The following is a 22,989-nucleotide window of genomic DNA, read 5'->3' as shown; positions in this document are numbered from 1 at the left end:
CGGCGGGGGTGGCGGCGGCTTCTCCGGCGGCGGCCGCTTCTGACCGGTCAGACCCACCTAGACAACCAACCACGAAAGGGACACAGCAATGGCAAAGCAGACCATCTTCGGCCGGATCTCCTCGCTCGTCCGGGCGAACATCAACCAGATCATCGACGACGCCGAGGACCCGCAGCTGATGCTCGACCAGCTCGTCCGCGACTACTCGAACAACATCGCCGACGCCAAGAGCGCCATCGCGCAGACGATCGGCAACCTCCGCCTGCTCGAGCAGGACAACGAGGAGGACGTCCGCGCCGCCCAGGAGTGGGGCCAGAAGGCGGGCAACGCCTCCGCCGCAGCGGACAAGTACCGCGCCGAGGGCAAGACGGCCGAGGCCGACAAGTTCGACAACCTCGCCAAGATCGCCATCGGCAAGCAGATCGCCGCCGAGCAGGAGGTCAAGGACAACGCCGCACCGCTCGCCACGCAGAACGAGCAGGTCGAGAAGCTCAAGCAGGGCCTCGCCGGCATGGAGCAGAAGCTCGAGGAGCTCCGCGCCAAGCGCAACAGCCTCGTCGCCCGCGCCAAGACCGCGGAGGCGCAGTCGAAGGTGAACGACGCCATCGGCACGATCGACATCACCGACCCGACGAGCGACCTCGCGCGCTTCGAGGAGAAGGTCCGTCGCGAAGAGGCGAAGGTCATCGGCCAGCAGGAGCTGCAGGCGTCGAGCCTCGACGCGCAGTTCGAGAGCCTCGAGGACGTCGGCCGCGACGCCGAGGTGGAGGCCCGTCTCGCAGCCCTCAAGTCCGGCGGGACGCCCGCGGTCTGACACCGCGCACCACCGGCAGCTCCGGACGACGTCGGACCCGGCTGACAGACTGACAGGATGCGCTTCCTCGTGGTCGGTCAGTGGCAGGGTTCGGCGTCGTCTCGCGCCATGCGGCTCGCGGACGGAGCCGCCGCCGTCGCCGCGGACCTCCCCCGAGCCGCGACGACCACGATCGCCGTCCCACCCGGTGCGGGCGACCGGCTCGACACCGCGGTCGCCCGCTACAGCTCGGTCCTCTCCGTCTCCGGGTCCGTCGCCGAGGAGTGCGCCGTCGCGAGCGAACCCGTGCTCGTCATCGGCGGGGACGGCTCGACCGTCCTCGGTGCCTCGGTCCTCGTCGGCCCCGACACCACCGTCGTCCGGTTGTCCGGCTCGAGCGGCTACCGAGCGCTGAACCGCGCGCAGCCGGTCGCCGCCGAGACGGCCGCGCTGCGCCTGCTGGTCGACCGCCCGGCAGACCTGTTCCCGGAGCTCCCGGTCGTCCCCGCCGCGTCCGTCGTCGTCGCGGGCACCCGCGGGACCGAGGGGGCCGAGGCGGCCGCCCTCGAGCGCGCCGGGGTCGCACACCTCGACGTGGACGCGGCCACGCCCGACGCGCTCGCAGCCGCCGTCGAGCGGACCGGGGCCACCGGGGTCTTCGTCCACGTCGACCTCGACGTGCTCGACCCCTCGGAGGTCGACGGCCTGCTGGAACCCGTGCCGTTCGGACTCGACGGCGCCGCCCTGGTCGCCCTCGTCCAGGCGGCCACCGCCGGCCGACGGCTCGTCGGCGCCGCACTCACCGGCTTCGCACCCGTCGACCCGGAGCGGGCGGTCGACGACCTCGGCGTGATCCTCCGGATCGTCGGCGCACTCTCCACCGCAGCACGGGCCTCCTGACCCGCCCGTCCACACCGGACGCTCCACACAGCGCAGCGCTCCCGGCCGGGACCCCACCCCGGGCGGCTACGCTCGGCCCCATGACGGACTACGACCTCATCGTGATCGGAGCCGGCGCTGTCGGCGAGAACGTGGCGGACTACGCCCACAAGCGCGGCCTGTCGGTCGCGGTCGTCGAAGCCGAGCTCGTGGGCGGTGAGTGCTCGTACTGGGCCTGCATGCCGTCCAAGGCCCTCCTGCGCAGCAGCCACGCGGTCGCCGCGGCCAAGCGCCTCGGCGGAGCGGAGGAAGCCGTCACCGGCACCGTCGACGCTGCCGCCGTCCTGGCCCGTCGCAACTCGTTCACGAGCAACTGGGACGACGCGTCGCAGGTGCAGTGGCTCGAGTCGTCCGACATCGCGCTGATCCGCGGGTACGCGAAGTTCACCGGCGCGAAGACCATCGAGGTCGACGGGACCTCGTACACCGCCGGTGCCGTCGCCGTCGCGACCGGCTCGCTGCACACGCTGCCGCCGGTCCCCGGACTCGAAGCGGCGAAGCCCTGGGGCACGCGCGAGGGCACGAGTGCACAGGAGGTCCCGGAGAGCCTGCTCGTCATCGGCGGCGGTGTCGCCGGGTCCGAGCTCGCCACCGCGTGGGCGGCCCTCGGCGCGAAGGTGACACTCGTCGCCCGCCACGGCCTGCTCGGCGGGATGGAACCGTTCGCCGGTGAACTCGTCGGCGACGCCATGCGCGAGGCCGGCATCGACGTCCGCACCGGCGTCAACCCGACGCGCGTGGACCGCGACGAGCACGGCCTCGTCACGACGACCTTCGACGACGGCACGACGCTCGTCACGAGCGAGGTCCTCGCCGCGACGGGCCGCGCCCCGGGCACCGGCAACCTCGGGCTCGAGGCCGTCGGAATCACCCCGGGCGAGTGGCTCGAGGTCGACGACACCATGCTCGTCACCGGCACCGACTGGCTCTACGGCGTCGGCGACGTGAACCACCGCGCCCTCCTCACCCACCAGGGCAAGTACCAGGCCCGCGCCGCCGGTGAGGCGATCGCCGCCCGCCTCCAGGGGAAGCCCGTGCACGCGGAACCATGGGGCGCCCACGTCGCCACGGCCGACCACGCCGCGGTCCCCCAGGTGACCTTCACCGACCCCGAGGTCGCGAGCGTCGGCCTCACCGAGGAGCAGGCCCGGCAGCAGGGCATCGACGTCCGTGCGGTCGAGTACGACCTCGGCGCCGTCGCCGGCTCGGCACTGCAGGCCGACGGCTACACCGGGCGCGCCAAGATGGTCGTCGACGAGTCCCGCGGGGTCGTCGTCGGCGTGACCTTCGTCGGGCAGGACGTCGCCGAGATGCTGCAGGCCGCGACGGTCGCCGTGGTCGGCGAGGTCCCCGTGCACCGACTCTGGCACGCCGTCCCCGCCTACCCGACGATGAACGAGATCTGGCTCCGCCTGCTCGAGACGTACGGCCGCCCCGAGTAGCCGGTGCCGAACCCGCTCGTCGACTCGCCGGTGTCCCGCGCCGGGTGGGCGTTCGCGACGGCCGTCGGCCTCGCGATCGGCCTGACGCTCTCGACGGGGCCCGTGCGGGTCGTCGACGGGCTCGTCGTCTGCCGAGGCCTGCCCCGCTGGGTCTTCCGGCGTGGCGGGACCTGCGTCGGCTCGGTGTACCTCACCCGGGACAACGACGGCGACCGGGTCCTGCGGCACGAGCGGGTGCACGTCGACCAGTGGCGGCGGTACGGCATGCTCATGCCCCTGCTGTACGCCGCGGCCGGGCGCGACCCGCTGCACAACCGCTTCGAGGTCGAGGCGGGACTGGCGGACGGCGGCTACCGCTGACGCGAGGCCGCGGCGGCCTCGGTCACGGACGCGGTGTCGACCGGCCACGCACAACGGGAGCCGACTCGGACCACGGGATCCCCCGGTTCGAACGGGTTCCCGTTGGGCGACGCCGGGCGGCACCGCCGCGCCGCGCGACGCCGGCAGCCGTCAGCGCGGGCGGCGCGGGACGACGAGCGGCGTGCCCGTCTCCGGGTCCGGGACGACCACGCACGGCAGACCGAAGACGTCCTCGACGCGCTCCGCGGTCACGACCGACGCCGGCGGTCCCTGGGCGACGATGACGCCGTCCCGCATCGCGATCATGTGCGTCGCGTACCGTGCGGCCTGGTTGAGGTCGTGCAGCACCGCCACGACCGTGCGTCCGGCGGCGTGCAGCGTCGAGGCGAGCTCGAGCACGTCGTACTGGTGCGCGATGTCGAGGAACGTCGTCGGCTCGTCGAGCAGCACGATGTCGGTCTCCTGCGCGAGCACCATCGCGATCCAGACGCGCTGCCGCTGCCCGCCGGACAGCTCGTCGACGCCGCGGTCCGCGAGACCGACGACGTCCGTCTGCGCCAGGGCCGCCTGGACGACCTGCCGGTCCGTGCCGCTCGAGGGGTGCAGCAGGTCCTGGTGTGGGAAGCGCCCGCGGGACACGAGGTCCCGGACGGTGATGCCGTCGGGGGCGATCGGCGTCTGCGGCAGCATCGCGACCCGACGGGCCACGGCCTTCGGGCGGTACGACGAGATCGGTCGGCCGTCCAGGTAGACCGTCCCGGCGGTGGGCTTGAGCGTCCGCGCCAGCGCCTTGAGGAGCGTCGACTTCCCGCAGGCGTTCGGACCCACGATGACGGTGAGCTCACCGTCCGGCACGTCGACGTCGAGCCCGTCGACGACCACGCGGTCGTCGTAGCCGAGCCGCAACCCGCGGGCGCCGAGTGCGGTGACGGGCGCCTCGGGGGTGAGGACGCTGGCAGGGGTCAACACTCCGCCTTGCCGTGGCGCCAGTACCCCATGAACGCGACCTGCTTGCGGTCCAGGCCGACGCCGCGCACGAGGTGGCGTCGGAGCTCCTTGACGCAGCCGGCCTCCCCCGCGATCCAGGCGTAGACGGGCAGGTCGTCGTCCTCGCGCGGGACGTCCCAGAGCACCTGGTGGTCCACGTCGACGTCCGCGAGTTCCACCGGCACCGCCGCGCGCCCGTCGGTGAGGACGGGTGCCGGCACCGCGACCGTCGATGCCCAGGCCTGCACGTGGTCGGTCATGCGGACGCCGTGCGACGCGCCGTTGCGGGCGATCCACCGCACCTCGACGCCGGCGGGCGCGGAGACGGGCAGGCGGTCGGCGTCGGTCGGGACCTCGATGAACACGTGTCCGACGGCCGAGACGTCGAGGGCCTCGAGGATCGCGCAGATCGCGGGAGCGGCCGTCTCGTCGCCCGCGAGGAGGATCCGGTTCGCCGACCCGGGCGCGAACTCCGCCGCGCCGGACGGCAGGTCCTCGGGCGACTCCGGCACGCGGGGGCCGACGATCCGCAGTTCGTCGCCGACACGGCACGCGGACACCCAGCGCGAGGCCGGCCCGCCGTCCCCGTGGGCGACGAAGTCGATGTCGAGCTCGTGCGCGTCCGGACGGAAGGAGCGGACGGTGTACGTGCGGATCGGGTTCCGGGTGGCGTCCGGCAGTGCGCGCCACGCCGCGAACCAGTCCTCGCCCTCGGGCAGGTCGGAGAACCCGTGGCCGTCGAGCGGCAGGAGCACCTTGATGCGCTGGTCCAGCCCGACGGCGGAGAACTCCGCGAGCTCGGCACCGGTCAGCGTCACGCGGACGAAGTGCGGGGTGAGCGAGGTGACGGCCGCCACACGGACGGAGAAGACACGGTACCGGGCAGCCACACCCCGAGTATGGCATGCCTTACCTAAGGAGACGAGGGCGGCTGGTCGCTCCGAGCGGTGCGGCTGCGAGACTGGGTCGGTGTCCGTGCACGATGACGAGTTCTCCGACGTCCCCGCCCTGGCCGCCGCGAGCGGCGTGGCGGAGCCGCTCCGCGCCTCCCGGCAGCTGGTCCGGACCGTCGCCGGAGGCGACGTCTCGGCGATCCGCTGGTCGCGCACGGACCCGCCGACTGCCGGACGGGAGGCCCGGATCACGTACCTGCACGGGCTCGGCATCGACGCGCACAGCTTCGACCAGACCGCGATCGCCGTCGACGAGCCGGCCGTCGCGCTCGACCTGCCCGGGCACGGGCGGTCCGCCTGGCGTGCGGACGCCGACTACGCCGCCACCGCCACCGCACCCACCGTCCTCGCCGCGCTGGACGCCCTGGACGTCCCACCGGGGATCGTCGTCGGGCACTCGCTCGGCGCGATCCTGTCCGCCCGCCTCGCCGCCCTCGCACCGGAGCGGGTCACCGGGCTCGTCCTCGTCGACATGTCGCCGGACTTCGCGCAGCGCGCCGTCGACCGGATCGCCCGGGCGCTGGAGACCGAGGAGCCGTTCTCGGACCTCGACGAGGTCGTCGAGCGGGCGATCGCGGCGCGGGTCGGCGACGACCGACCGACGCTGCTCCGCGAGGCGCGGCACACCACCCGGGTCGGCGCGGACGGCCGACTCGTGCGACGTCTCCACTTCCCGCACCTCGGCGCCGGACGGACGGCCTCGGTCGGACGCTTCGCCGACGCCTGGCCGGACCTGGAGCAGCTCGACGTACCGCTCCTGCTCGTGCGCGGCGACCGCGGCTACGTCTCCCCCAAGCTGCACCGGTCGTTCGCCGAACGTCTCCCGGACGCCACGATCGTCACGGTGGCGTCCCGGCACGCCGTGCAGACGCAGGCACCGCTGCCCCTCGCCGCAGCGATCCGCGCCTGGGCGACCGACAACCGTTTGTTGGATGGCGTCGAAGAACGGCCGCCGACTTCGTCCGAGCCCTGACACCGCCGGTGCGGCGACGCCCGGTACCCTCGTCCGAGCGCCGCTGACGACCGTCGTCGCGCCGCCCTCGTTCCGGACCCTGCGTGGCCCGGCTCCGGGAAGGAACCCAGCATGCGTCCGCTCCACCGCACCGCACTCGCCGCGACGGCACTCGTCGTCGCGACCTCGGTCGCCCTGGCCGGCTGCTCCGGCGGCCCCGACGAGACCCGTGGCGGTCCCGACGCGACGGTCCGGGTCGGCCTGGTGCTCGAACCGACGAGCCTCGACATCCGCACCCAGTCCGGCAACGCGCTCGACCAGGTCCTCATCGACAACGTCTACCAGGGGCTCGTCGGCCGGACCGCCGACGGCGGGATCCGCGACGTGCTGGCGTCCTCGCACGAGGTCTCGGACGACGGCCTGACGTACACGTTCACGCTCCGCGAGGGCGTCACCTTCCAGGACGGCGAGCCGCTCACGGCGGACGACGTCGTGTCCTCGCTCGAGGACGTCAAGGCGAACGACTCCTACGTCGACGCGGACGACCTCGCCTCGGTCGACACCGTGACGGCGACCGGCGACGACCAGGTGCAGCTCCGGCTCACCCGGCCCGACTCCGAACTCCTGTGGAACCTGACCGGACGCGCCGGGCTCGTGCTCGAGCAGGGCGCTGACGGCGACCGGACGAAGACCGCGAACGGCACCGGGCCGTTCGAGGTCGCGAACTGGAAGCAGGGCGACTCGCTCACCTTCAAGCGGAACCCGGACTACTGGGGTCCGAAGGCGAAGGTCGGCACGGTCGTCTTCCGGTACATCACCGACCCGTCCACGGCCGTCAACGCGATGGCCGGTGGGGACCTCGACGTCCAGACCGCGGTGGACGGCACGCTGAAGGGGCAGCTGGAGGGCACCTCCGGCATCACCCTGCACACCGGCAAGACCACCGACAAGTACACGCTCGCCTTCAACGACCGGAAGGCACCCTTCGACGACGTCCGCGTGCGCAAGGCGATCCGGCAGGCGATCGACCCGGAGGCGGTCATCACGGCCATCGGCGGCGGCGGCGTCGAGCAGGGCGGCCCCATCCCCGCGCTCGACCCCGGGTACCAGGACCTCACCGACGTCGACGCGTACGACCCCGCGTCGGCGCGGAAGCTCCTGCGGCAGGCCGGCGTCACGAAGCCCACGCTCACCCTCACGTACGCGAACGTGTACCCGACGGCGATCGGCGACGTGCTGACCTCGCAGCTCGCCGACGTCGGCATCACACTGGAGGTGCAGCGCGTCGACTTCGCCACCTGGCTCGACACGGTGTTCACGAAGAAGGACTTCGACCTCAGCATGGTGAACCACACCGAGGCGCGCGACTTCGGCAACTGGGCGGACCCGGACTACTACTTCGGCTACGACAACGCACAGGTGCAACGGCTGTACGCCGCCGCACTCGCCACCACCGACCAGGACGAGAAGGAGGACGCGCTGCGCCAGGCAGCGCGGATCGTCAGCGAGGACGCCGCCGCCGAGTGGCTCTACACGGCCACGACGACGACCGCGGTCCGGGACGGTGTCACGGGCTTCCCCTTCGACAGCACCACGACCCGGCTGGACCTGGCGGACCTCGCGGTCTCGTAGCATCGCACCGTGACCCGATTCCTCGTCGGGCGGGTGCTCCTGCTCGCCGTCGGCCTGCTCGTGGCGAGCCTGATCGTCTTCGCGACGCTCCGCGTGCTGCCCGGAGACGTCGCCCAGGTCGTCGCCGGGGCCGAGGCGACGCCCGCGCAGGTCGCGGCGCTCCGCGAGCAGCTCGGGCTCGACCGCCCGGTCGTCCTGCAGTACCTCGACTGGATCGGCGGGCTGTTCCACGGCGACCTCGGGGACTCGCTCGTCACCCGCGGCCCGGTCGCTCCCGAGATCGCCGGGAAGCTCGCGGTCACGCTGCCGCTGGCCGGCATGTCCCTGGTGGCCGCCCTCGTCATCGGGGTGCCGCTCGGCGTGCTCGCCGCGGTCCTCCGCCGCCGTCCGGGTGGGGCGGTGATCTCCTTCGCCGCACAGGCCGTCGCGGCGGTCCCGGTGGTCTGGGCCGGGCTGCTCCTCGTGGCGCTGTTCGCCGTGACCCTGCACTGGCTGCCCGTGCAGGGCTTCCCGCTCGACGGGTGGCGGACACCTGACCGGGCCGTCGCCGCGCTCGTCCTGCCCGCCCTCACGATCGGCGCGGTCGAGGGCGCCGTCGTCCTGCGCTTCACCCGCTCCGCCACGCTGTCCGTCCTCGACGCCGACCACGTCCGGACCGCGGCGGCCGTCGGGCTCACGAAGACCGGGGCGCTGCTCCGGCACGGCCTGCCGAGCGTCGCCCTCACCGTGCTCGCCGTCCTCGGGGTGCAGATCGCCGGGCTGCTCGTCGGTGCGGTCGTCGTCGAGCAGCTGTTCTCGCTGCCCGGTGTCGGCCGCATGCTCGTCACCGATGTCGGCCGACGGGACATCACGAAGGTGCAGTCCGAACTCCTCGTCCTCACCGGGCTCGTGCTCCTCGTCGGGTTCGCGGTCGACGTGCTCCACCGTGCGCTCGACCCCCGGCAGCGGGAGGCCGCCTCGTGACCGTGCTCCGTCGTCTGCTCCGCACCCCCACCGGGCTCTTCGCCGTGGTCGTCCTCGGGCTGCTCGTCGTCCTCGCTGCGGTGTCGCTCGTCTGGACGCCGCAGGACCCGTTCCGCACCGACCCCGCTGCCCAGTGGAGCCGCCCGAGCGCCGCGCACTGGTTCGGCACCGACGCCGTCGGCCGGGACATCGCCAGCTACCTCCTCGCCGGCACCCGCACCACGCTCGCCGTCGCGGTCGGCTCCGGGGTCATCGCGAGCGTCGTCGGCGTCGTCCTCACCGCGATCGGGTCGCTCACCGCACGCTGGGTCCGCGAGGCGACGGCCGTGCTGCTCGACGTGCTCGTGGCGTTCCCCACGCTGCTCACGGCGATGCTCCTCACCGCGGTGTACGGCGGCTCGCTCGGGGTCGTCGTCGTGTCGGTCGGACTCGCGTTCGGCGTGACGATCGCCCGCGTGGCCCGCGGGGAGATCCGCCGCATCGCCCGGAGCGACTACGTCATCGCGGCGCGGGCCTCCGGCGTCGGACCGGCGGGCGTGCTCTTCCGACACCTCGTCCCGAACGCCGCACCCCTGTTCACCGTGCAGCTCTCGCTCGCGATGGCCACCGCGGTCCTCGCCGAGGCCGGTCTGTCGTACCTGGGGTACGGCGCCGACGCGGGCACGGCGTCCTGGGGACGGCTGCTGTCCGACCTGCAGACGTACATCGGGGTGCACCCGTGGAGTGCGACCTGGCCGGGTGCCGCGATCGCCGTCGTCGTCGCTGCCCTCTCCCTGCTCGGGGACGCCGTCCGTGACGCGACCGATCCCCGGCTCACCACGGGCCGGCGGGGCGCCGACGGCCCGACAGCGCGGACCGATGACGGCCCGACGGACGACAGGGCAGCGCACGACGCCGGTGACCGCGACCGCGCGGAGCGCGTCACCGGCCGGGGCCCGGGCGTCACCGGCACGGAGGGCGTCGCATGACCGACGGCGCACCGACCCCGCGCGGCCTGGACGTCCGCGGCCTGACGGTCCGGATCGCCGGTCGGACGGTGCTCGACGACGTGACGTTCGCCGTGCCTCCCGGCCGCCGCGTCGGCGTCATCGGCGCGTCCGGTTCCGGCAAGTCGATGACCGCGCTCGCACTCATGGGGCTGGAACCGGCCGGCGCGACGGTGACCGGCAGCATCCGCCTGGACGGGCGGGAGCTCGTCGGTCTGCCGGACCGTGAGCGGGCCCGGACCCGTGGTGCCGCGATCGGCATGGTGTTCCAGGAACCCGGCACCGCCCTCGACCCGCTCCGACGGGTCGGGAAGCAGATCGCCGAACCGCTGCGCCTGCACCGCGGGCTCGACCGGAGGGCGGCCGCCGAGGCCGCCGTCGGCCTCGCACGCGACGTCGGCCTGCCCGACCCCGAGCTGCTCCTCCGGCAGTACCCGCACCAGCTGTCCGGTGGCCAGCGCCAGCGTGTCTGCATCGCGATGGCGATGGCGGGGGAACCGGACCTCCTGGTCGCCGACGAGCCGACCACCGCACTGGACGTGACCACGCAGGCCCGGATCCTCGACCTGTTCGAGTCGCTCACCGCCTCCCGGGGTGCCGGCATGCTCTTCGTGACGCACGACCTGGCGGTGCTGTCGAGGATCGCGGACACCGCCGTCGTGCTGGAGGCCGGGCGGGTCGTCGAGCAGGGCCGGGTCGCCGACCTGCTCGCCGCACCCCGGCACCCCGCCACCGCGGCCCTCGTCGACGCGGCCCGAGCCACCGCCAGGAGGACCCCGTGACCGACCTCCCCGCCCCGACCGACCTCCTCGGCCCGACCGCCGCGGGCGCACCGGCACTCGCCACCGCCGGCCTGCACCGCACCTACCGGCTCCCCCGCCGAGGACCGTTCGAGCCCGGCGCGCTCCGGACCGCCGTCGACGGCGTCGACCTCAGCGTCGCAGCGGGTTCGCGGCTCGGCGTCATCGGCGAGTCCGGGTCCGGCAAGTCCACCCTCGTCCGTCTGCTGGCCGGACTGGAGGCGCCGACCGCCGGCACCGTGCACGCCGCCGGCCGCCTCGTGGCCGCGCGCGCGTCGGCCGCCGCCGGCCGCTGGTACCGGCGGGAGACGGGCATCGTGTTCCAGGACCCGGTCGCCTCGCTCGACCCGCGGATGCGCGTCGGGTCCATCGTCGCCGAGCCCCTCCGGGCGCTGCGGATCGCGGGCGATCACCGGGCGATGGTCACAGCGGTGCTCGAGCGGGTCGAGCTGCCCGCCGACGCCGCGGACCGGTACCCGCACGAGTTCTCCGGCGGACAGCGGCAGCGGATCGCGATCGCGCGGGCGGTGGTGCACCGGCCGCGGATCCTGTTCGGGGACGAGCCGATGAGCGCCCTCGACGTGGTGGTCCGGGCGCGGGTGATCGACCTGTTCCGCTCGTTCGTCGACGACCTCGGCGCGACGCTCGTGCTCGTGTCGCACGACATCGGCGTCGTCCAGCGGCTGTGCGACACCGTCGCCGTGATGAGCGCCGGACGCATCGTCGAGCACGGGCCGGTCTCGCTGCTCGACGACCCCGCGCACGAGGTCACGCGGGCGCTGGTCGCGGCGGCACCGACGCTGCCGTAGCGGCGCGCGGCGCCCGGCGCTCGGCGCGCGGGCGCCGACGGGTCACGACACCCCGCTCACGTCCGCCGAGCGGTCACGAACCGTCGGTCGCGACGCCGTAGAGCGACGACTCGTGACCACTCGGCGCCGCCGCAGGCGCGCGCCGCGCTACCAGCCGGTCGGGTGCCTCCGCTGCCAGCGCAGCCGCCGTTCGAGCTGCGCCCCGATCGCCAGCAGCACCCGCTCGCCGCCCGGGCGCCCGATGAGCTGCACGCCCATCGGCAGCCCCGCACCGTCCGGGTGTCCCTCGGCGGTGACCCCGACGGGCAGCGTGATCGCGGGCAGCCCCGACACGTTCGCCATCGACGTCCAGGGCGAGTAGGCGCACTGCCGGCGGAAGTCCTCCTCCGGGTCCTCGCCGTACCAGCCGAGCGGCCTCGGGGTCAGCGCGAGCGTCGGTGTGAGGACGGCGTCGAACCGGTCGAACGCCTGGATCACCGCGACCGAGAACGCGTCGAGCCCGGCCATCGCGTCGAGCACCCGGGTGCTCGTCAGCGCCCGTCCGCGCTCCACCAACCAGGCGACGAGGGGTGTCAGGGCACGCAGGTCGATGCCCGGGATCCGGGCGATCCCGGCGCCCGAGGACTCCCAGGCGACCTGGAACGGCTCGGCGTAGGGCACGCGCGGCATCGCCACGTCCTCGATCCCGTGCCCGAGCTCGTCGAGCACGCGGACGGCGGTGTCCACTGCCTCGCGCGCGGCCGGGTCGACGACCACGTCCACGGTTTCGTCCCACGGCGAGCCCGTGAGCAGGCCCACCACGAACCGCCCCTCGCCACGGACCGCGGCGGCGGTGAACGGGCCGTCCCCGACGTCCGGCGTGACGAGTGCGTACGGCTGACGCTCCGGCACCCCGGTGGGCGCCACGAGTGCGTCGAGCAGCATCCCCGCGTCGGCGACGGTCCGGGTCAGCGGTCCGGCGACGGCCAGTCCGCCCAGCCCGGCGCGTCCGGACATCGACGGCACCCGGCCGCGACTCGGCTTGAGCCCCACCAGGCCGGTGGCCGCCGCGGGGATCCGCACCGAGCCGCCACCGTCCGACCCGACGGCAGCCGGCAGCAGTCCGGCTGCCACGGCGACGGCGGCACCGCTCGACGACCCGCCCGGGGCGCGCGTGGTGTCGTAGGGGTTCCGCGTCGTGCCGAACCGCGTCTCCGACGAGGACGACATCCCGAACTCGGGAGTGGCAGTCTTGCCGAGGCTGATCGCCCCGGCGTCGTCGAGCGCGGTGACGAGCGGGTGGTCGGCCTCCGCCGGGTTCCCCGGCAGGGCGGCGGTGCCCGACCGGGTGGGGACGCCGCGACGGTCCGTCAGGTCCTTGTCCCCGGACGGGAGGCCCCACAGCGGTCGCGACGTCGGCACCAGGTCGCCGAGGTGGTCGGCCCGGGCACGCGCGGCCTCGGCGGTGACGGTGACGAACGCGCCGAGCTCCGCGTCGAGCCGGTCGATCCGGGCGAGGTAGTGGTCGGTGACCTCGCGGGCGGTGGCGTCGCCACGGCGGATCCAGTCCCAGAGTTCCTGCGCGGACAGGTGGTGGAGTTCGAACACGGACCGAGCCTAGGCGGACGCGGTCGGACCCGGTCCTTGACCGTGCCGCGGTCCGGGGCCAAGCTCGCCGCATGGACCACGGCGGCGTGCTCGGTGCGGACGCGCCCGACCCCGAGCTCGAGCGGCGGGCCGCCGTCCGCGCGCTCGGGTTCGACGTCGCCGGTCTCGTCGCGCAGCGGCACCTCGAGGACTCCGGCTTGCTCGGCGCACAGACCAGCGAGTCCGACGGCGTGCTCGTGCGTGCAACCGTGTCGCGGCAGTACACGCTCTGGCGGAACCCCGACGACCACGACGACCCGGCGAACCTGGCGGTGCTGGACGACGAGCGGCGGCGGTCGCTCGAGGAGGTCCCGCCGTGGCCGCGCCCGGACTGGCTCGTCGCGACCGTCGAGCGCCTGCGCTACCCGATGCTCTGGGAGGCGGTCCAGACGCACTGGTCCGCACCCGGTCCGACCCGTCCCACGGCGGCGGAGACCCTCGTCCAGCACGTGCAGAACGTCCTCGTCAACCAGTACCGCGACGAACACGCCCTCCCCGACCTGACCGCCGAGCACACCTGGCCCACCCTGGTCGACGAGCGGAGCGTCCAGTCCGGGCACCCCGTCCTGGTCGACGGAGGCGGACGCCCGGGGCTGCTCCTGGACACGGACCCCTTCGTGCTCGGCCTGGCCGCGGAGCTCGACGACGGCCGCCTCCTGACCGCGGTACTCCCGCGCGACGAGTTGTCCCTGCTCACCGTCGCCTTCGACTCGGCGACGCCGCTCGACGACACCGCTGCGGTCGGACCCGGCATCGGCGCACCCGACCGACCCGGCGGCACTGCCCCGCGCTAGTCCGCGCGCAGCGCCTCCAGCACCCGCAGTTCCTCGTCCGCCGTCAGCCCAGAGCGCCGGACCCGTCCGACCCCGCGGGCACGCTCGTCGTCGACGACGCGTCGCACCGTGTCGACGAGCGGCCGAGGTGTCCCGCCGGCGGCGAGGAACGCCCGACCGGCCCGCCGCGCGAAGCCGGCCTCGCTGACCGGGATCCAGAGCGGCAGCGACGTGGGGCCGGCCCAGTAGCCGACACCCTGCGCCAGGAGGGTGTCGTCGTCGGCCGCGACGAGCCTCCCGTCGAACCCGGTCGCGTCCGCGACCTCGGCGAGGAACGCGCGCATCGACGTGCTCGGCCCCACGGCGTCCACCGTGCCGACCGTGCCCGTCCGGCCGGAGCGGACGACCCACTCCGCCAGGTCCGCGACGTCGATCACCTGCACCGCCCGGTCGTCGAGGACCGGCGTCAGCACGTCGCCGCCGCGGAGGAACCGGGCGGCCCAGTAGCCGAACCGGTCGCTGGGGTCGCCGGGGCCGACGACGAGGCCGGGCCGGACCACGAGCGCGTCCGCGCCCCGTGCGCGGCGGGTGGCGTGCTCTCCGGCGGCCTTCGCGTCGGGGTACTGCGTCATGTCGAGCGGCCGGACGACCGGGGCGTCCTCGTCGTCGCCGGCCCGGTCGGTGCGCGCGTACACGGAGACCGACGACACGGACGTCCAGTGCGCAGCCCGCGCCGCGAGCGCCGCGAGTGCGCCCTCGACGTGCGCCGGATCGGTCGCGAGGTCGACGACGGCGTCCCAGTCCCCGACGACGCGCTCGTACGCGCCGCCGACCGAGCGGTCCGATCGGACGAACCGTGCGCCCGTCGGCGGTTCCCCCGACTCGCCGCGGGCGAGGCAGGTCACCGCCGCACCGTCCCGCAGGGCGGCCTCGGCGACCGCGCGCCCGAGCCACCCGGTCCCGCCCAGCACCAGTACGCGTCGCATGGCGTCAGTCTGGCAGCGCGCCGGACGGGAGGCACGGGGCGGCCGACCGCGCGCCTCCCGTCCGGTCCGTCGCCGGTCCCGCCAGGTGGGACGATGGACGGATGACCGCCACGCTCGTCGCCAAGGGGCTCGCCGGCGGCTACGCCGCCCGCACGCTGTTCGACTCCCTCGACCTCACGGTCGCACCCGGTGACGTGATCGGCGTCGTCGGGGTGAACGGAGCCGGGAAGTCGACGCTGCTGCGCCTGCTCGCCGGGGTCGACGAGCCGCTGGCCGGGACCGTCTCGCTGTCCCCGACCGACGCCTTCGTGGGCTGGCTGCCGCAGGAGCACGAGCGCGTGCCCGGCGAGACGGTCGCGGCCTACGTCGCGCGGCGGACCGGCTGTGCGGCGGCGGCGGCGGAGATGGACGCGACGGCCCTGGCGCTCGGCGAGCCGGACGCCGGCGATGCCGCGGCCGACCGGTACTCGGTCGCGCTCGAGCGCTGGTTGGCCTCGGGTGCCGCCGACCTCGACGAGCGGATGCCGGTGGTGCTCGCCGACCTCGGTCTGACGCTCGACGCGCGTGACGGCTCGGTCACGGCGGACTCGCTCATGACGTCGCTGTCCGGCGGGCAGGCGGCACGGGTCGGCCTCGCGGCGTTGCTGCTCTCACGCTTCGACATCGTGCTGCTCGACGAGCCGACCAACGACCTCGACCTGGACGGGCTCGACCGGCTCGAGGAGTTCGTCCGCGGCCTCCGCGGCGGTGTCGTGCTCGTCAGCCACGACCGGGAGTTCCTCGCCCGCTCGGTGACGGCCGTCCTGGAACTCGACCTCGCGCAGTCGTCGAACCGGCTGTTCGGCGGCGGGTACGACGCGTACCTCGAGGAACGCGAGATCGCCCGCCAGCACAAGCGCGACGCGTACGACGAGTACGCCGCGACGAAGGCCGACCTGGTGTCCCGTGCGCGGACGCAGCGCGAGTGGTCCAGCCAGGGCGTGCGCAACGCGATGAAGAAGGCGCCCGACAACGACAAGATCCGCCGCAAGGCCGCGAGCGAGTCGAGCGAGAAGCAGGCGCAGAAGGTCCGGCAGATGGAGTCGCGCATCGCCCGGCTGGACGAGGTCGAGGAGCCGCGCAAGGAGTGGCAGCTCGCGTTCACCATCGGCCAGGCACCGCGGTCCTCCGCCGTCGTGGCGACCCTGTCGGACGCCACCTACGTGCAGGGCGACTTCACCCTCGGGCCGGTGTCGCTGCAGGTGAACGGCGGCGACCGGATCGGCATCACCGGGCCGAACGGCGCCGGCAAGTCGACCCTGCTCCGCGCGCTGCTCGGGCGCCAGCTGCCGACGACGGGCACCGCGTCCACCGGGTCGAGCGTCGCGATCGGCGAGGTCGACCAGGCCCGGTCGCTCTTCACCGGCGACGAGCCCCTCGCCGCGGTGTTCGAGGGCCTCGTGCCGGAGATGACCACGGCGGACGTCCGCACCCTGCTCGCGAAGTTCGGCCTGAAGGCGGACCACGTCGGCCGCGCCGCCGGCGAGCTCTCCCCCGGCGAACGGACCCGCGCCGGGCTCGCGCTGCTGCAGGCCCGCGGGGTGAACGTCCTCGTGCTCGACGAGCCGACGAACCACCTCGACCTGGTCGCGATCGAACAGCTCGAGCAGGCGCTGGAGTCGTACGAGGGCACGCTGCTGCTCGTCACGCACGACCGGCGGATGCTCGACACGGTGCAGCTCGACCGGCAGTGGCGGGTCGAGGCGGGTCGGGTCACCGAGGGCTGAGCACCGGGAGTGGGACGGGGGCCGCCATCCCGGGCACGGGCGGACCGCGGCCTACCCTGAGGACATGGACCTCGGAGTGTGGGAAGAACGCGTCGACGAGCTGTGGGCGGACCCGACGGTGAGCGAAGCGGAACGGATCGTGCGCATGCGCGCCCTCGCGGTGTCGGCGCCGCACCCGGCGCTCGGGGCGTTCGAGCTCGGCGGTGCCCACGACTCCGGTGGACAGGAGGCCGCGGCGGACGTCGAGTACGCCCGTGCCGCGGCAGCGGGACTCCGCACGGTCGACGCGGCGCGCGCCGCGCGGATGGCGATCCAGCACGCGTCGACGCTGCGGAACCTCGGTCGGGTGGACGAGGCGATCGCCATGCTCCGCACGGCGCCGGCGCACCCGGCCGTCGGCGACGCCCCGGCGTTGTTCCTCGCGCTCGCCCTGTTCAGCGCAGGCCGTGGCGCCGAGGCCCTCCGGCTCACGCTCGAGACGATCGAGCCGTCGCTGCCGCGCTACAACCGGTCGGTCAGGGCGTACGCGGCGGCACTCACCGACGACTGAGCGGCGGCTGCGACGTCGTCCGTCAGTGTGCGCCGGCGCGGTGGAACGGGCAGCCGGACCGGACCGTGCCGCCGCCGGTCCGGACCGCGCCGCCGGCCCGGGAGGCCCGCACCTTCCCTCCGGACGCCGGCTTGGTGGGCAGGCGGCGTCGGTTCACCCCGAGCCCCTCGTCGAGCACGGTCAGTCTCGGGTCGCTGAGGGTCGCCACGGCAGCCGCGAGCCCCGCGATCGCGAGCTTCTCCCCGGGGCACCGGTGGCCGGTCGCCGGGTCCGCTCCGCCGTGCGGGATGAAGGTCCGGATCGCCTCGTAGTCGTCGACGCCGAGGAACCGCGTCGGGTCGAACCGCTCTGGCTCCGACCACGACGCCTCGTCGGTGTCGGTCCCGAGGATGTCGAGCACCACTCGACCGCCCGCCGCCAGGCGTTCGCCGTCGAGCTCGACGTCCTCGGTCGCCCAGCCGGGCAGCATCGGGACGAAGGGTGCCGTCCGTCGGATCTCCTGGGCGAACGCGATCGCCACCGGCCCGTCCACCAGCGAGCCGCGGGTGCGGGCCTCGTCGGCGATGCGGTCGCGCCACTCCGGGCGGTCGTGTAGCTCCGCTGCGGCGAACGCGACGAACCGGGCGACGGCGATCATCGGACGGATGCTGTTCTGCAGCTCGACGCCGGCGGTCGCCGCGGGCAGGAGCAGCGCTGACCGGTCGCGGTGCCACGCCCACTCGTACAGCGCGGTGCCCTCCGCGGGCTCGAGCTCGCCGGCCCGGACCGCGCGGATGAGTCGCTCGGCGTGCCGGTCGGACCACCAGCGGTTCGTCGCGGCGAGCAGGTACTCCGGCGAGTACGGCGCACCGAACCCGTCGACGACCTGCGCGAGGCGGGCGGCCCACCGCGTCTTCGCATCGGCGGTCCCGGGCAGCCCCGCCCACCGCATCGACGCACGGCCGAACGCTCCCACCGCTGCGTCGTAGGCGGACCGGCGCCCACCGGCCAACCATGCGTCGAGCTCGCGCTGCCACTCCTCGGCGAACAGCGGGGTCAGCCGCGCGACCTGCTCGTCCTCGTACGCGACGTCGAGGAACGTGGCCTTGCGGTGCCGGTGCTCGTCCCCGTCGAGGCTGTGCACCGATCCGTCGCCGAACAGGGTCTGCTGGACGATCGCGGGCATCGCGCCGTGGCGGGCGATGCGCTCACCGTCGTAGAACAGGTCGACGGCCGCGCTGCCGCGGACGAGCAGGGCGTCCTGGAACAGGAAGCGCATCGGCACCGCCCGGGCGCCGTCCGACGCCCGGCGCCAGATGTGGGCACCGAAGCCGTAGCCGCGGGTGAGCAGGGACACGGAGTCGTCGATCGCCATGCGCCCATGCTGCCGGACGCCGCCCGGCTGTCCTCCCGGGCGGCTCCTCGCGCTCAGGCGCTCCGGAGTGCGAGCAGCCGGAGCACCTCGGCGCACTCCTCGGCAGGGGTGCGGTCCGCGGTCACGGTGACGTGTGCCTCGTCCGCCTGCGGCGGCTCGAGCGTCGCGAGCTGCGAGTCGAGCAACGACGTCGGCATGAAGTGCCCGGACCGCGACGCCATCCGCTGCTCGAGCAGTGCCCGGTCCCCCGCTACGTGGACGAACACCACGCCGGAGGCCCGGAGCACGTCCCGGTACGACCGCTTCAGTGCCGAGCAGGTCACCACCCCGTTCGTGCCGGCGTCGAGGTGCCCCCGGATCCACGCGGCGACGACGTCGAGCCACGGCCAGCGGTCCTCGTCCGTCAGGGGCGTCCCCGCCTCCATCTTGGCGACGTTCGCCGCGGGGTGCATGTCGTCCCCCTCGGCGAAGGCCCAGCCGAGCTCCTCGGCGACCATCGCGGCGAGGGTCGACTTGCCGGAGCCGGACACCCCCGTGACGACGAGCACCCGCGCGTCGAGCACCCCCTCGCTCATCGGACGAACACCCCGGCGACGAGCACGCCCACCAGCCCGGTGACCGAGATGAGGCACTCGAGCACCGACCACGTCTTGAACGTCTGCCCGACGGTCGTGCCGAGGTACCCCTTGACGAGCCAGAACCCGGCGTCGTTGACGTGCGACAGGAACACCGAGCCGGCACCGATGGCGAGCACGAGCAGCGACGTCATCGGGGACGAGAGGTCCTGCGCGATCGGGGCCATGATGCCCGCGGCGGTGACGGTCGCGACGGTCGCGGACCCGGTGGCGACCCGGACGAGCGCGGACACCACCCAGGCGACGAGCAGCACCGACACGCCGGACTCCTGGACCGCGTCGGCGATCACGCCCCCGATGCCCGTGTCGATGAGCACCTGCTTGAAGCCGCCACCCGCGCCGACGATGAGCAGGACGCCTGCCACGGGCGGCAGGGCGCTCTCGAGGGACCTCGCGACCGCCGAGCGGTCCATGCCACCGCCGATCGCGAAGAACACCATCGCGTAGACGGTCGCGATGCCGATCGCGATCATCGGGGTGCCGAGGAAGTCGAGCACCCCGACCCAGGCTCCGCCGGCGTCCGGCACCGTGGCCTCACGGACCGCCTGCGCGAGCATGAGCACGACGGGCAGCAGGATGCCGACGAGGGCGACCGCGAAGGACGGGCTGCGCGGTTCGCTGATGACCCGGGTGAAGTCGCTCTTGCCGTTCGGCAGGGACGCGGTGTCCTGCGTGGCGGGGCCGCGCCGTGCCTCACGGCCGGGGTGCGCGGGGTCCGCGTCCCGGGAGCCGAACATGTCCGGTGCGGGGACGTCGACCCAGCGGGCCGCGAAGCGGGCGAACACCGGCCCGGCGACGACGATGACCGGGATCGCGAGCACGATACCGAAGGCGAGCGTCGTCCCGAGGTCCGCACCGACGGTCGAGACGGCGACGAGCGGACCGGGGTGCGGCGGCACGAAGGCGTGCATCGTCGACAGGCCGGCGAGGGCCGGGATCGCGATCTTCATGATCGGGACGCCGCTGCGCTTCGCGACGAGCACGATGATCGGGATGAGGAGCACGAGGCCGACCTCGAAGAACATCGGCAGCCCGATGAGCGCGCCGATGAGCGCCATCGTCCAGGGCAGGGCGGCGGCCGAGGACCGGCGGACCAGCGTGTCGACGACCCGGTCGGCGGCACCGGAGTCGACGAGCAGCTTGCCGAACATGGACCCGAGCCCGACGAGGATGCCGACGCTCGTCATGGTCGCGCCGAAGCCGTTGCCGAAGCTCGTGACCGTCTGTCCCGGCGCGAGCCCCGCGCCGAGGCCGACGCCGAGCGCGCCGATCGTCAGGGCGACGAACGGGTGCACCTTGAGCCAGGTGATGAGCGCGATGATCACCACGATGCCGACGAGGGCCGCGATGACGAGCTGTGGGATCGTGCCCGACGGGTCGACGGGTTCGGGGCCCGCCGCGAGCAGGGTGCCCGCCGCCGAGGTCTGGAGGTGAGGCATCTGCGCCCCTTCCTGGTGCAGCTCCTGCGCTGCGCCGTCCTGCTGCTGGTGGCCGGTCCGGACCGGGCGCTGTCCACGCCACCGTCGAACCGAATAATCTGATTAATCAGACTACATCGTCGACGTCCGCGCGCCATCTCGCCCCCAGCGCAGTCTGCCGCTGCAATGGGGTCCGCGTCACCCACCCGTACCCGACCGTCCGACCAGGAGGAACGATGCCGACACCCCGCGGCCTGCACGCGCACGTGCTCGACACGCTCGGGCAGCGCATCGTCGACGGCACGGTCGCCCCGGGCACGGTGCTCCGACCGGAGGACGTCGCCGCGGAGTTCGGCGTCTCACGGTCGGTCGTCCGCGAGGCACTCCGCGTGCTGCAGTCCCTCAGCATGGTCCGACCGCGTCAGCGCATCGGGACGCAGGTGCTGCCGTCCTCGGACTGGGAGCTCCTCGCCCCCTCGGTGATCCGGTGGCGGGGGGCGTCCGACGCGTACTTCACCCAGCAGCGTGAACTGCTCGAGCTCCGACTCGGGATCGAACCGGTCGCCGCCGCCCTGACCGCCGACCGTGGCGGTCCGGCCGCCGACGCCGTGCTCCTGGCCGCGCGTGAGATGGTCGACGCAGCCGGACGCGGTGACGGACGCGCCTACCTCGAGGCGGACGTGCGCTTCCACCGCGCGCTGCTCACCGGCTCCGGCAACACCGTCTTCGCGCACTTCGCACACACCGTGGAGGCGCTCCTCCGCACCCGCACGAGCGAGTCCCGCGACACGATCACCGGGTGGACCGCCGAGGCCGCCGCCCGGCACGAAGCCGTCGGTCGCGCGGTCGTCGACCGGGAGGCCGGGCTCGCCTCGGACGCGGCCGCCGCCCTGGTGCGCACCACGCGGGACGAGTTCGTCGCCGAGGCCCGCTGACCGGTGCTCGCTCAGCGCCCGCCGGAGGGCCGCCTCCGCAGACCCCGGAGCCGCAGGCGCATCGTCACCGTGCCGAGCCACCGGTCGTACTTGAAGCCGACCCGTCCCATCCGGCCGATCTCCTCGAAGCCGAGCCGCTCGTGCAACCGGATCGACGCGTCGGCGGACCGGTCGGCGATCACCGCGATGACCTCCCGCACGCCGGCCGCGCGGCACGCCTCGAGCAGCGCCTCCATCAGTGCACGCCCGAGGCCCTTCCCGCCGGAGGCCGCGCCGAGGTAGATGGAGTCCTCCACCACGTGGTTCGACCGGTCGCGCGGGTTCCAGGGCTCGACGAGCGCGTACCCGAGCACCTGCCCGGACGGCGCCTCGGCCACCAGGAACGGCAGCTTCCGCCGCTGGAGCTCGTCGTACCGGCGCTTCCACGCGGCGAAGGTGAAGGCCGCCACGTCGAACGTCACCGAGGAGTTCCGGACGTAGTGCGTGTGGATCTCGCGCACCTCGGGCAGGTCCGCGGTCGTCGCCGGGCGGATCGCGTACGTGAAGACCGGTTCCGGCGGGGCCGGGACACGCAGGTGTCGCGGCAGGCTCCGCCGCTGCTGGTATTCCTCCTCGAGCACGGCACGAGCCTACGGGAGGCCCGTCACGGCTCCGTCGGCAGGGTCCAGTCGACGGGGTCCGCGCCCTGGGCGGCGAGCAGGTCGTCCACCGCCGAGAACGGCCTGCTGCCGAAGAACCCGCGGGACGCGCTCAGCGGGCTCGGGTGCGCCGACGCGACGACCGGGGTGTCGCCGAGGAACGGCCGCACCGACGCGGCCTGCGCTCCCCAGAGCACGGCGACGAGGGGACGGTCGCGGGCGACGAGGGCCCGGACGGCCTGCTCGGTGACCGCCTCCCAGCCCTTGCCGCGGTGGCTCGCGGGTGTCCCGACCCCGACGGTGAGCACCCGGTTGAGCAACAGCACGCCCTGCCGGGACCAGGCCCGCAGGTCGCCGTGCGGCGGGGGCGTCACGCCGAGGTCGTCGGCGAGCTCCCGGTACACGTTCTGCAGGCTGCGCGGGACCGGCCGGACGTGCGGGTCGACGGCGAAGGACAGCCCGATCGGGTGCCCCGGGGTCGGGTACGGGTCCTGCCCGACGACGAGCACCTTCACGCGGTCGAACGGGTCCTCGAATGCACGGAGCACGGCCGGACCAGCCGGCAGGTAGGGACGGCCCGCCTCCTGCTCGGCGCGGAGCCAGGCACCGATCCGGTGCACGTCGTCCTCGACCGGTGCGAGCGCCTCGGCCCACCCCGGGTCGACGAGCTCCGCGAGGGGCTTCGGGTGCAC

At 74.1% G+C, this 22,989-nt stretch carries 23 protein-coding genes; 14 read left to right on the top strand and 9 right to left on the bottom strand.

The features are described from left to right. Positions 1-88 precede the first annotated feature (88 nt). The 4 genes from DEI91_RS13455 to DEI91_RS13440 all read left to right on the top strand — a co-directional run bounded on the left by DEI91_RS13455 (position 89) and on the right by DEI91_RS13440 (position 3,534). On the top strand, positions 89-814 hold the full coding sequence (locus DEI91_RS13455) for a PspA/IM30 family protein (RefSeq protein ID WP_111052778.1): 726 nt from the start codon (positions 89-91) through the stop codon (positions 812-814). A 57-nt stretch (positions 815-871) separates the two neighbouring features. Continuing rightward, entirely contained in the window at positions 872-1,693 is an 822-nt protein-coding gene (locus tag DEI91_RS13450) for an arginase family protein (RefSeq protein ID WP_111052777.1), read from the top strand. A gap of 80 nt (positions 1,694-1,773) precedes the next feature. Continuing rightward, a complete protein-coding gene (locus tag DEI91_RS13445; RefSeq protein WP_111052776.1) occupies positions 1,774-3,174 on the top strand; it encodes an NAD(P)/FAD-dependent oxidoreductase in 1,401 nt (466 codons plus the stop codon). A gap of 3 nt (positions 3,175-3,177) precedes the next feature. After that, positions 3,178-3,534 (top strand): Fe-S oxidoreductase, encoded by a 357-nt coding sequence (locus tag DEI91_RS13440; RefSeq protein ID WP_111052775.1) that lies wholly within the window; start codon positions 3,178-3,180, stop codon positions 3,532-3,534. 150 nt (positions 3,535-3,684) lie between these two features. On the opposite strand, the gene DEI91_RS13435 is transcribed toward DEI91_RS13440, so the two are convergent. Beyond that, positions 3,685-4,500, bottom strand: coding sequence for an ABC transporter ATP-binding protein (locus DEI91_RS13435; RefSeq protein WP_111052774.1), 816 nt, complete (start codon positions 4,498-4,500; stop codon positions 3,685-3,687). Further along, entirely contained in the window at positions 4,497-5,411 is a 915-nt protein-coding gene (locus DEI91_RS16045) for a siderophore-interacting protein (protein WP_110825134.1), read from the bottom strand. Before DEI91_RS16045 ends, DEI91_RS13435 begins: the two co-directional genes overlap by 4 nt. A gap of 79 nt (positions 5,412-5,490) precedes the next feature. Here DEI91_RS16045 and DEI91_RS16750 point away from each other — a divergent pair, with 79 nt between their 5' ends. From DEI91_RS16750 to DEI91_RS13405, 6 genes are all read left to right on the top strand, one after another. Beyond that, a complete protein-coding gene (locus DEI91_RS16750; RefSeq protein WP_258374429.1) occupies positions 5,491-6,447 on the top strand; it encodes an alpha/beta fold hydrolase in 957 nt (318 codons plus the stop codon). Positions 6,448-6,558: 111 nt separating this feature from the next. Further along, complete coding sequence (locus DEI91_RS13425) at positions 6,559-8,058, top strand: ABC transporter substrate-binding protein (RefSeq protein WP_111052772.1); 1,500 nt, start codon at positions 6,559-6,561, stop codon at positions 8,056-8,058. A gap of 9 nt (positions 8,059-8,067) precedes the next feature. Continuing rightward, positions 8,068-9,021: an ABC transporter permease gene (locus DEI91_RS13420; RefSeq protein ID WP_111052771.1), complete on the top strand. Its 954-nt coding sequence runs from the start codon at positions 8,068-8,070 to the stop codon at positions 9,019-9,021. 2 nt (positions 9,022-9,023) lie between these two features. Next, a complete protein-coding gene (locus DEI91_RS13415; protein ID WP_258374432.1) occupies positions 9,024-9,989 on the top strand; it encodes an ABC transporter permease in 966 nt (321 codons plus the stop codon). Further along, on the top strand, positions 9,986-10,789 hold the full coding sequence (locus tag DEI91_RS13410; protein WP_111052770.1) for an ABC transporter ATP-binding protein: 804 nt from the start codon (positions 9,986-9,988) through the stop codon (positions 10,787-10,789). Before DEI91_RS13415 ends, DEI91_RS13410 begins: the two co-directional genes overlap by 4 nt. Then, entirely contained in the window at positions 10,786-11,616 is an 831-nt protein-coding gene (locus tag DEI91_RS13405; protein WP_375537691.1) for an ABC transporter ATP-binding protein, read from the top strand. Before DEI91_RS13410 ends, DEI91_RS13405 begins: the two co-directional genes overlap by 4 nt. Before the next feature lie 147 nt (positions 11,617-11,763). Here DEI91_RS13405 and DEI91_RS13400 read toward each other — a convergent pair whose 3' ends face one another. After that, a complete protein-coding gene (locus DEI91_RS13400) occupies positions 11,764-13,203 on the bottom strand; it encodes an amidase (RefSeq protein ID WP_111052769.1) in 1,440 nt (479 codons plus the stop codon). A 71-nt stretch (positions 13,204-13,274) separates the two neighbouring features. Here DEI91_RS13400 and DEI91_RS13395 point away from each other — a divergent pair, with 71 nt between their 5' ends. Beyond that, entirely contained in the window at positions 13,275-14,036 is a 762-nt protein-coding gene (locus tag DEI91_RS13395) for a hypothetical protein (RefSeq protein WP_111052768.1), read from the top strand. On the opposite strand, the gene DEI91_RS13390 is transcribed toward DEI91_RS13395, so the two are convergent. After that, positions 14,033-15,001: an NAD-dependent epimerase/dehydratase family protein gene (locus tag DEI91_RS13390; RefSeq protein WP_111052767.1), complete on the bottom strand. Its 969-nt coding sequence runs from the start codon at positions 14,999-15,001 to the stop codon at positions 14,033-14,035. The genes DEI91_RS13395 and DEI91_RS13390 overlap by 4 nt on opposite strands. 101 nt (positions 15,002-15,102) lie before the next feature. On the opposite strand from DEI91_RS13390, the gene DEI91_RS13385 reads away from it, so the two are divergent. Further along, positions 15,103-16,767 (top strand): ABC-F family ATP-binding cassette domain-containing protein, encoded by a 1,665-nt coding sequence (locus DEI91_RS13385; protein WP_111052766.1) that lies wholly within the window; start codon positions 15,103-15,105, stop codon positions 16,765-16,767. Positions 16,768-16,831: 64 nt separating this feature from the next. Then, on the top strand, positions 16,832-17,317 hold the full coding sequence (locus DEI91_RS13380) for a tetratricopeptide repeat protein (protein WP_111052765.1): 486 nt from the start codon (positions 16,832-16,834) through the stop codon (positions 17,315-17,317). Between the two features lie 22 nt (positions 17,318-17,339). Here the strand turns inward: DEI91_RS13380 and DEI91_RS13375 are convergent, their stop codons facing one another. The 3 genes from DEI91_RS13375 to DEI91_RS13365 are packed head-to-tail and all read right to left on the bottom strand — an operon-like array spanning position 17,340 to position 20,745. Beyond that, positions 17,340-18,671 (bottom strand): cytochrome P450, encoded by a 1,332-nt coding sequence (locus DEI91_RS13375; RefSeq protein WP_111052764.1) that lies wholly within the window; start codon positions 18,669-18,671, stop codon positions 17,340-17,342. 53 nt (positions 18,672-18,724) lie between these two features. Next, on the bottom strand, positions 18,725-19,246 hold the full coding sequence (locus DEI91_RS13370; protein ID WP_111052763.1) for a gluconokinase: 522 nt from the start codon (positions 19,244-19,246) through the stop codon (positions 18,725-18,727). Next, positions 19,243-20,745 carry a GntP family permease gene (locus DEI91_RS13365; RefSeq protein WP_111052762.1) on the bottom strand — a complete coding sequence of 501 codons (1,503 nt, stop codon included), beginning with the start codon at positions 20,743-20,745 and terminating at the stop codon, positions 19,243-19,245. The genes DEI91_RS13370 and DEI91_RS13365 overlap by 4 nt, the downstream gene beginning before the upstream one ends. Before the next feature lie 215 nt (positions 20,746-20,960). Between DEI91_RS13365 and DEI91_RS13360 the strand changes: the two genes are divergently transcribed. Then, on the top strand, positions 20,961-21,659 hold the full coding sequence (locus DEI91_RS13360) for a FadR/GntR family transcriptional regulator (RefSeq protein WP_111052761.1): 699 nt from the start codon (positions 20,961-20,963) through the stop codon (positions 21,657-21,659). Between the two features lie 11 nt (positions 21,660-21,670). On the opposite strand, the gene DEI91_RS13355 is transcribed toward DEI91_RS13360, so the two are convergent. Both DEI91_RS13355 and DEI91_RS13350 read right to left on the bottom strand, forming a co-directional pair. Beyond that, positions 21,671-22,279, bottom strand: coding sequence for a GNAT family N-acetyltransferase (locus DEI91_RS13355; protein ID WP_111052760.1), 609 nt, complete (start codon positions 22,277-22,279; stop codon positions 21,671-21,673). Positions 22,280-22,302: 23 nt separating this feature from the next. Beyond that, complete coding sequence (locus DEI91_RS13350) at positions 22,303-22,989, bottom strand: uracil-DNA glycosylase (RefSeq protein WP_111052759.1); 687 nt, start codon at positions 22,987-22,989, stop codon at positions 22,303-22,305.

Source organism: Curtobacterium sp. MCBD17_032, from assembly GCF_003234855.1.
GTDB lineage: Bacteria > Actinomycetota > Actinomycetes > Actinomycetales > Microbacteriaceae > Curtobacterium.
Note: the sequence above shows the minus strand (reverse complement) of the source record. Positions and strands in the feature narration are given on the sequence as shown.

Coding starts and splice junctions, on each gene's coding strand:
- DEI91_RS13455 (WP_111052778.1), top strand. CDS start 89: ATGGCAAAGCAGACCATCTTCGGCCGGATCTCCTCGCTCGTCCGGGCG.
- DEI91_RS13450 (WP_111052777.1), top strand. CDS start 872: ATGCGCTTCCTCGTGGTCGGTCAGTGGCAGGGTTCGGCGTCGTCTCGC.
- DEI91_RS13445 (WP_111052776.1), top strand. CDS start 1,774: ATGACGGACTACGACCTCATCGTGATCGGAGCCGGCGCTGTCGGCGAG.
- DEI91_RS13425 (WP_111052772.1), top strand. CDS start 6,559: ATGCGTCCGCTCCACCGCACCGCACTCGCCGCGACGGCACTCGTCGTC.
- DEI91_RS13410 (WP_111052770.1), top strand. CDS start 9,986: ATGACCGACGGCGCACCGACCCCGCGCGGCCTGGACGTCCGCGGCCTG.
- DEI91_RS13395 (WP_111052768.1), top strand. CDS start 13,275: ATGGACCACGGCGGCGTGCTCGGTGCGGACGCGCCCGACCCCGAGCTC.
- DEI91_RS13390 (WP_111052767.1), bottom strand. CDS start 15,001: ATGCGACGCGTACTGGTGCTGGGCGGGACCGGGTGGCTCGGGCGCGCG.
- DEI91_RS13385 (WP_111052766.1), top strand. CDS start 15,103: ATGACCGCCACGCTCGTCGCCAAGGGGCTCGCCGGCGGCTACGCCGCC.
- DEI91_RS13380 (WP_111052765.1), top strand. CDS start 16,832: ATGGACCTCGGAGTGTGGGAAGAACGCGTCGACGAGCTGTGGGCGGAC.
- DEI91_RS13375 (WP_111052764.1), bottom strand. CDS start 18,671: ATGGCGATCGACGACTCCGTGTCCCTGCTCACCCGCGGCTACGGCTTC.
- DEI91_RS13370 (WP_111052763.1), bottom strand. CDS start 19,246: ATGAGCGAGGGGGTGCTCGACGCGCGGGTGCTCGTCGTCACGGGGGTG.
- DEI91_RS13365 (WP_111052762.1), bottom strand. CDS start 20,745: ATGCCTCACCTCCAGACCTCGGCGGCGGGCACCCTGCTCGCGGCGGGC.
- DEI91_RS13360 (WP_111052761.1), top strand. CDS start 20,961: ATGCCGACACCCCGCGGCCTGCACGCGCACGTGCTCGACACGCTCGGG.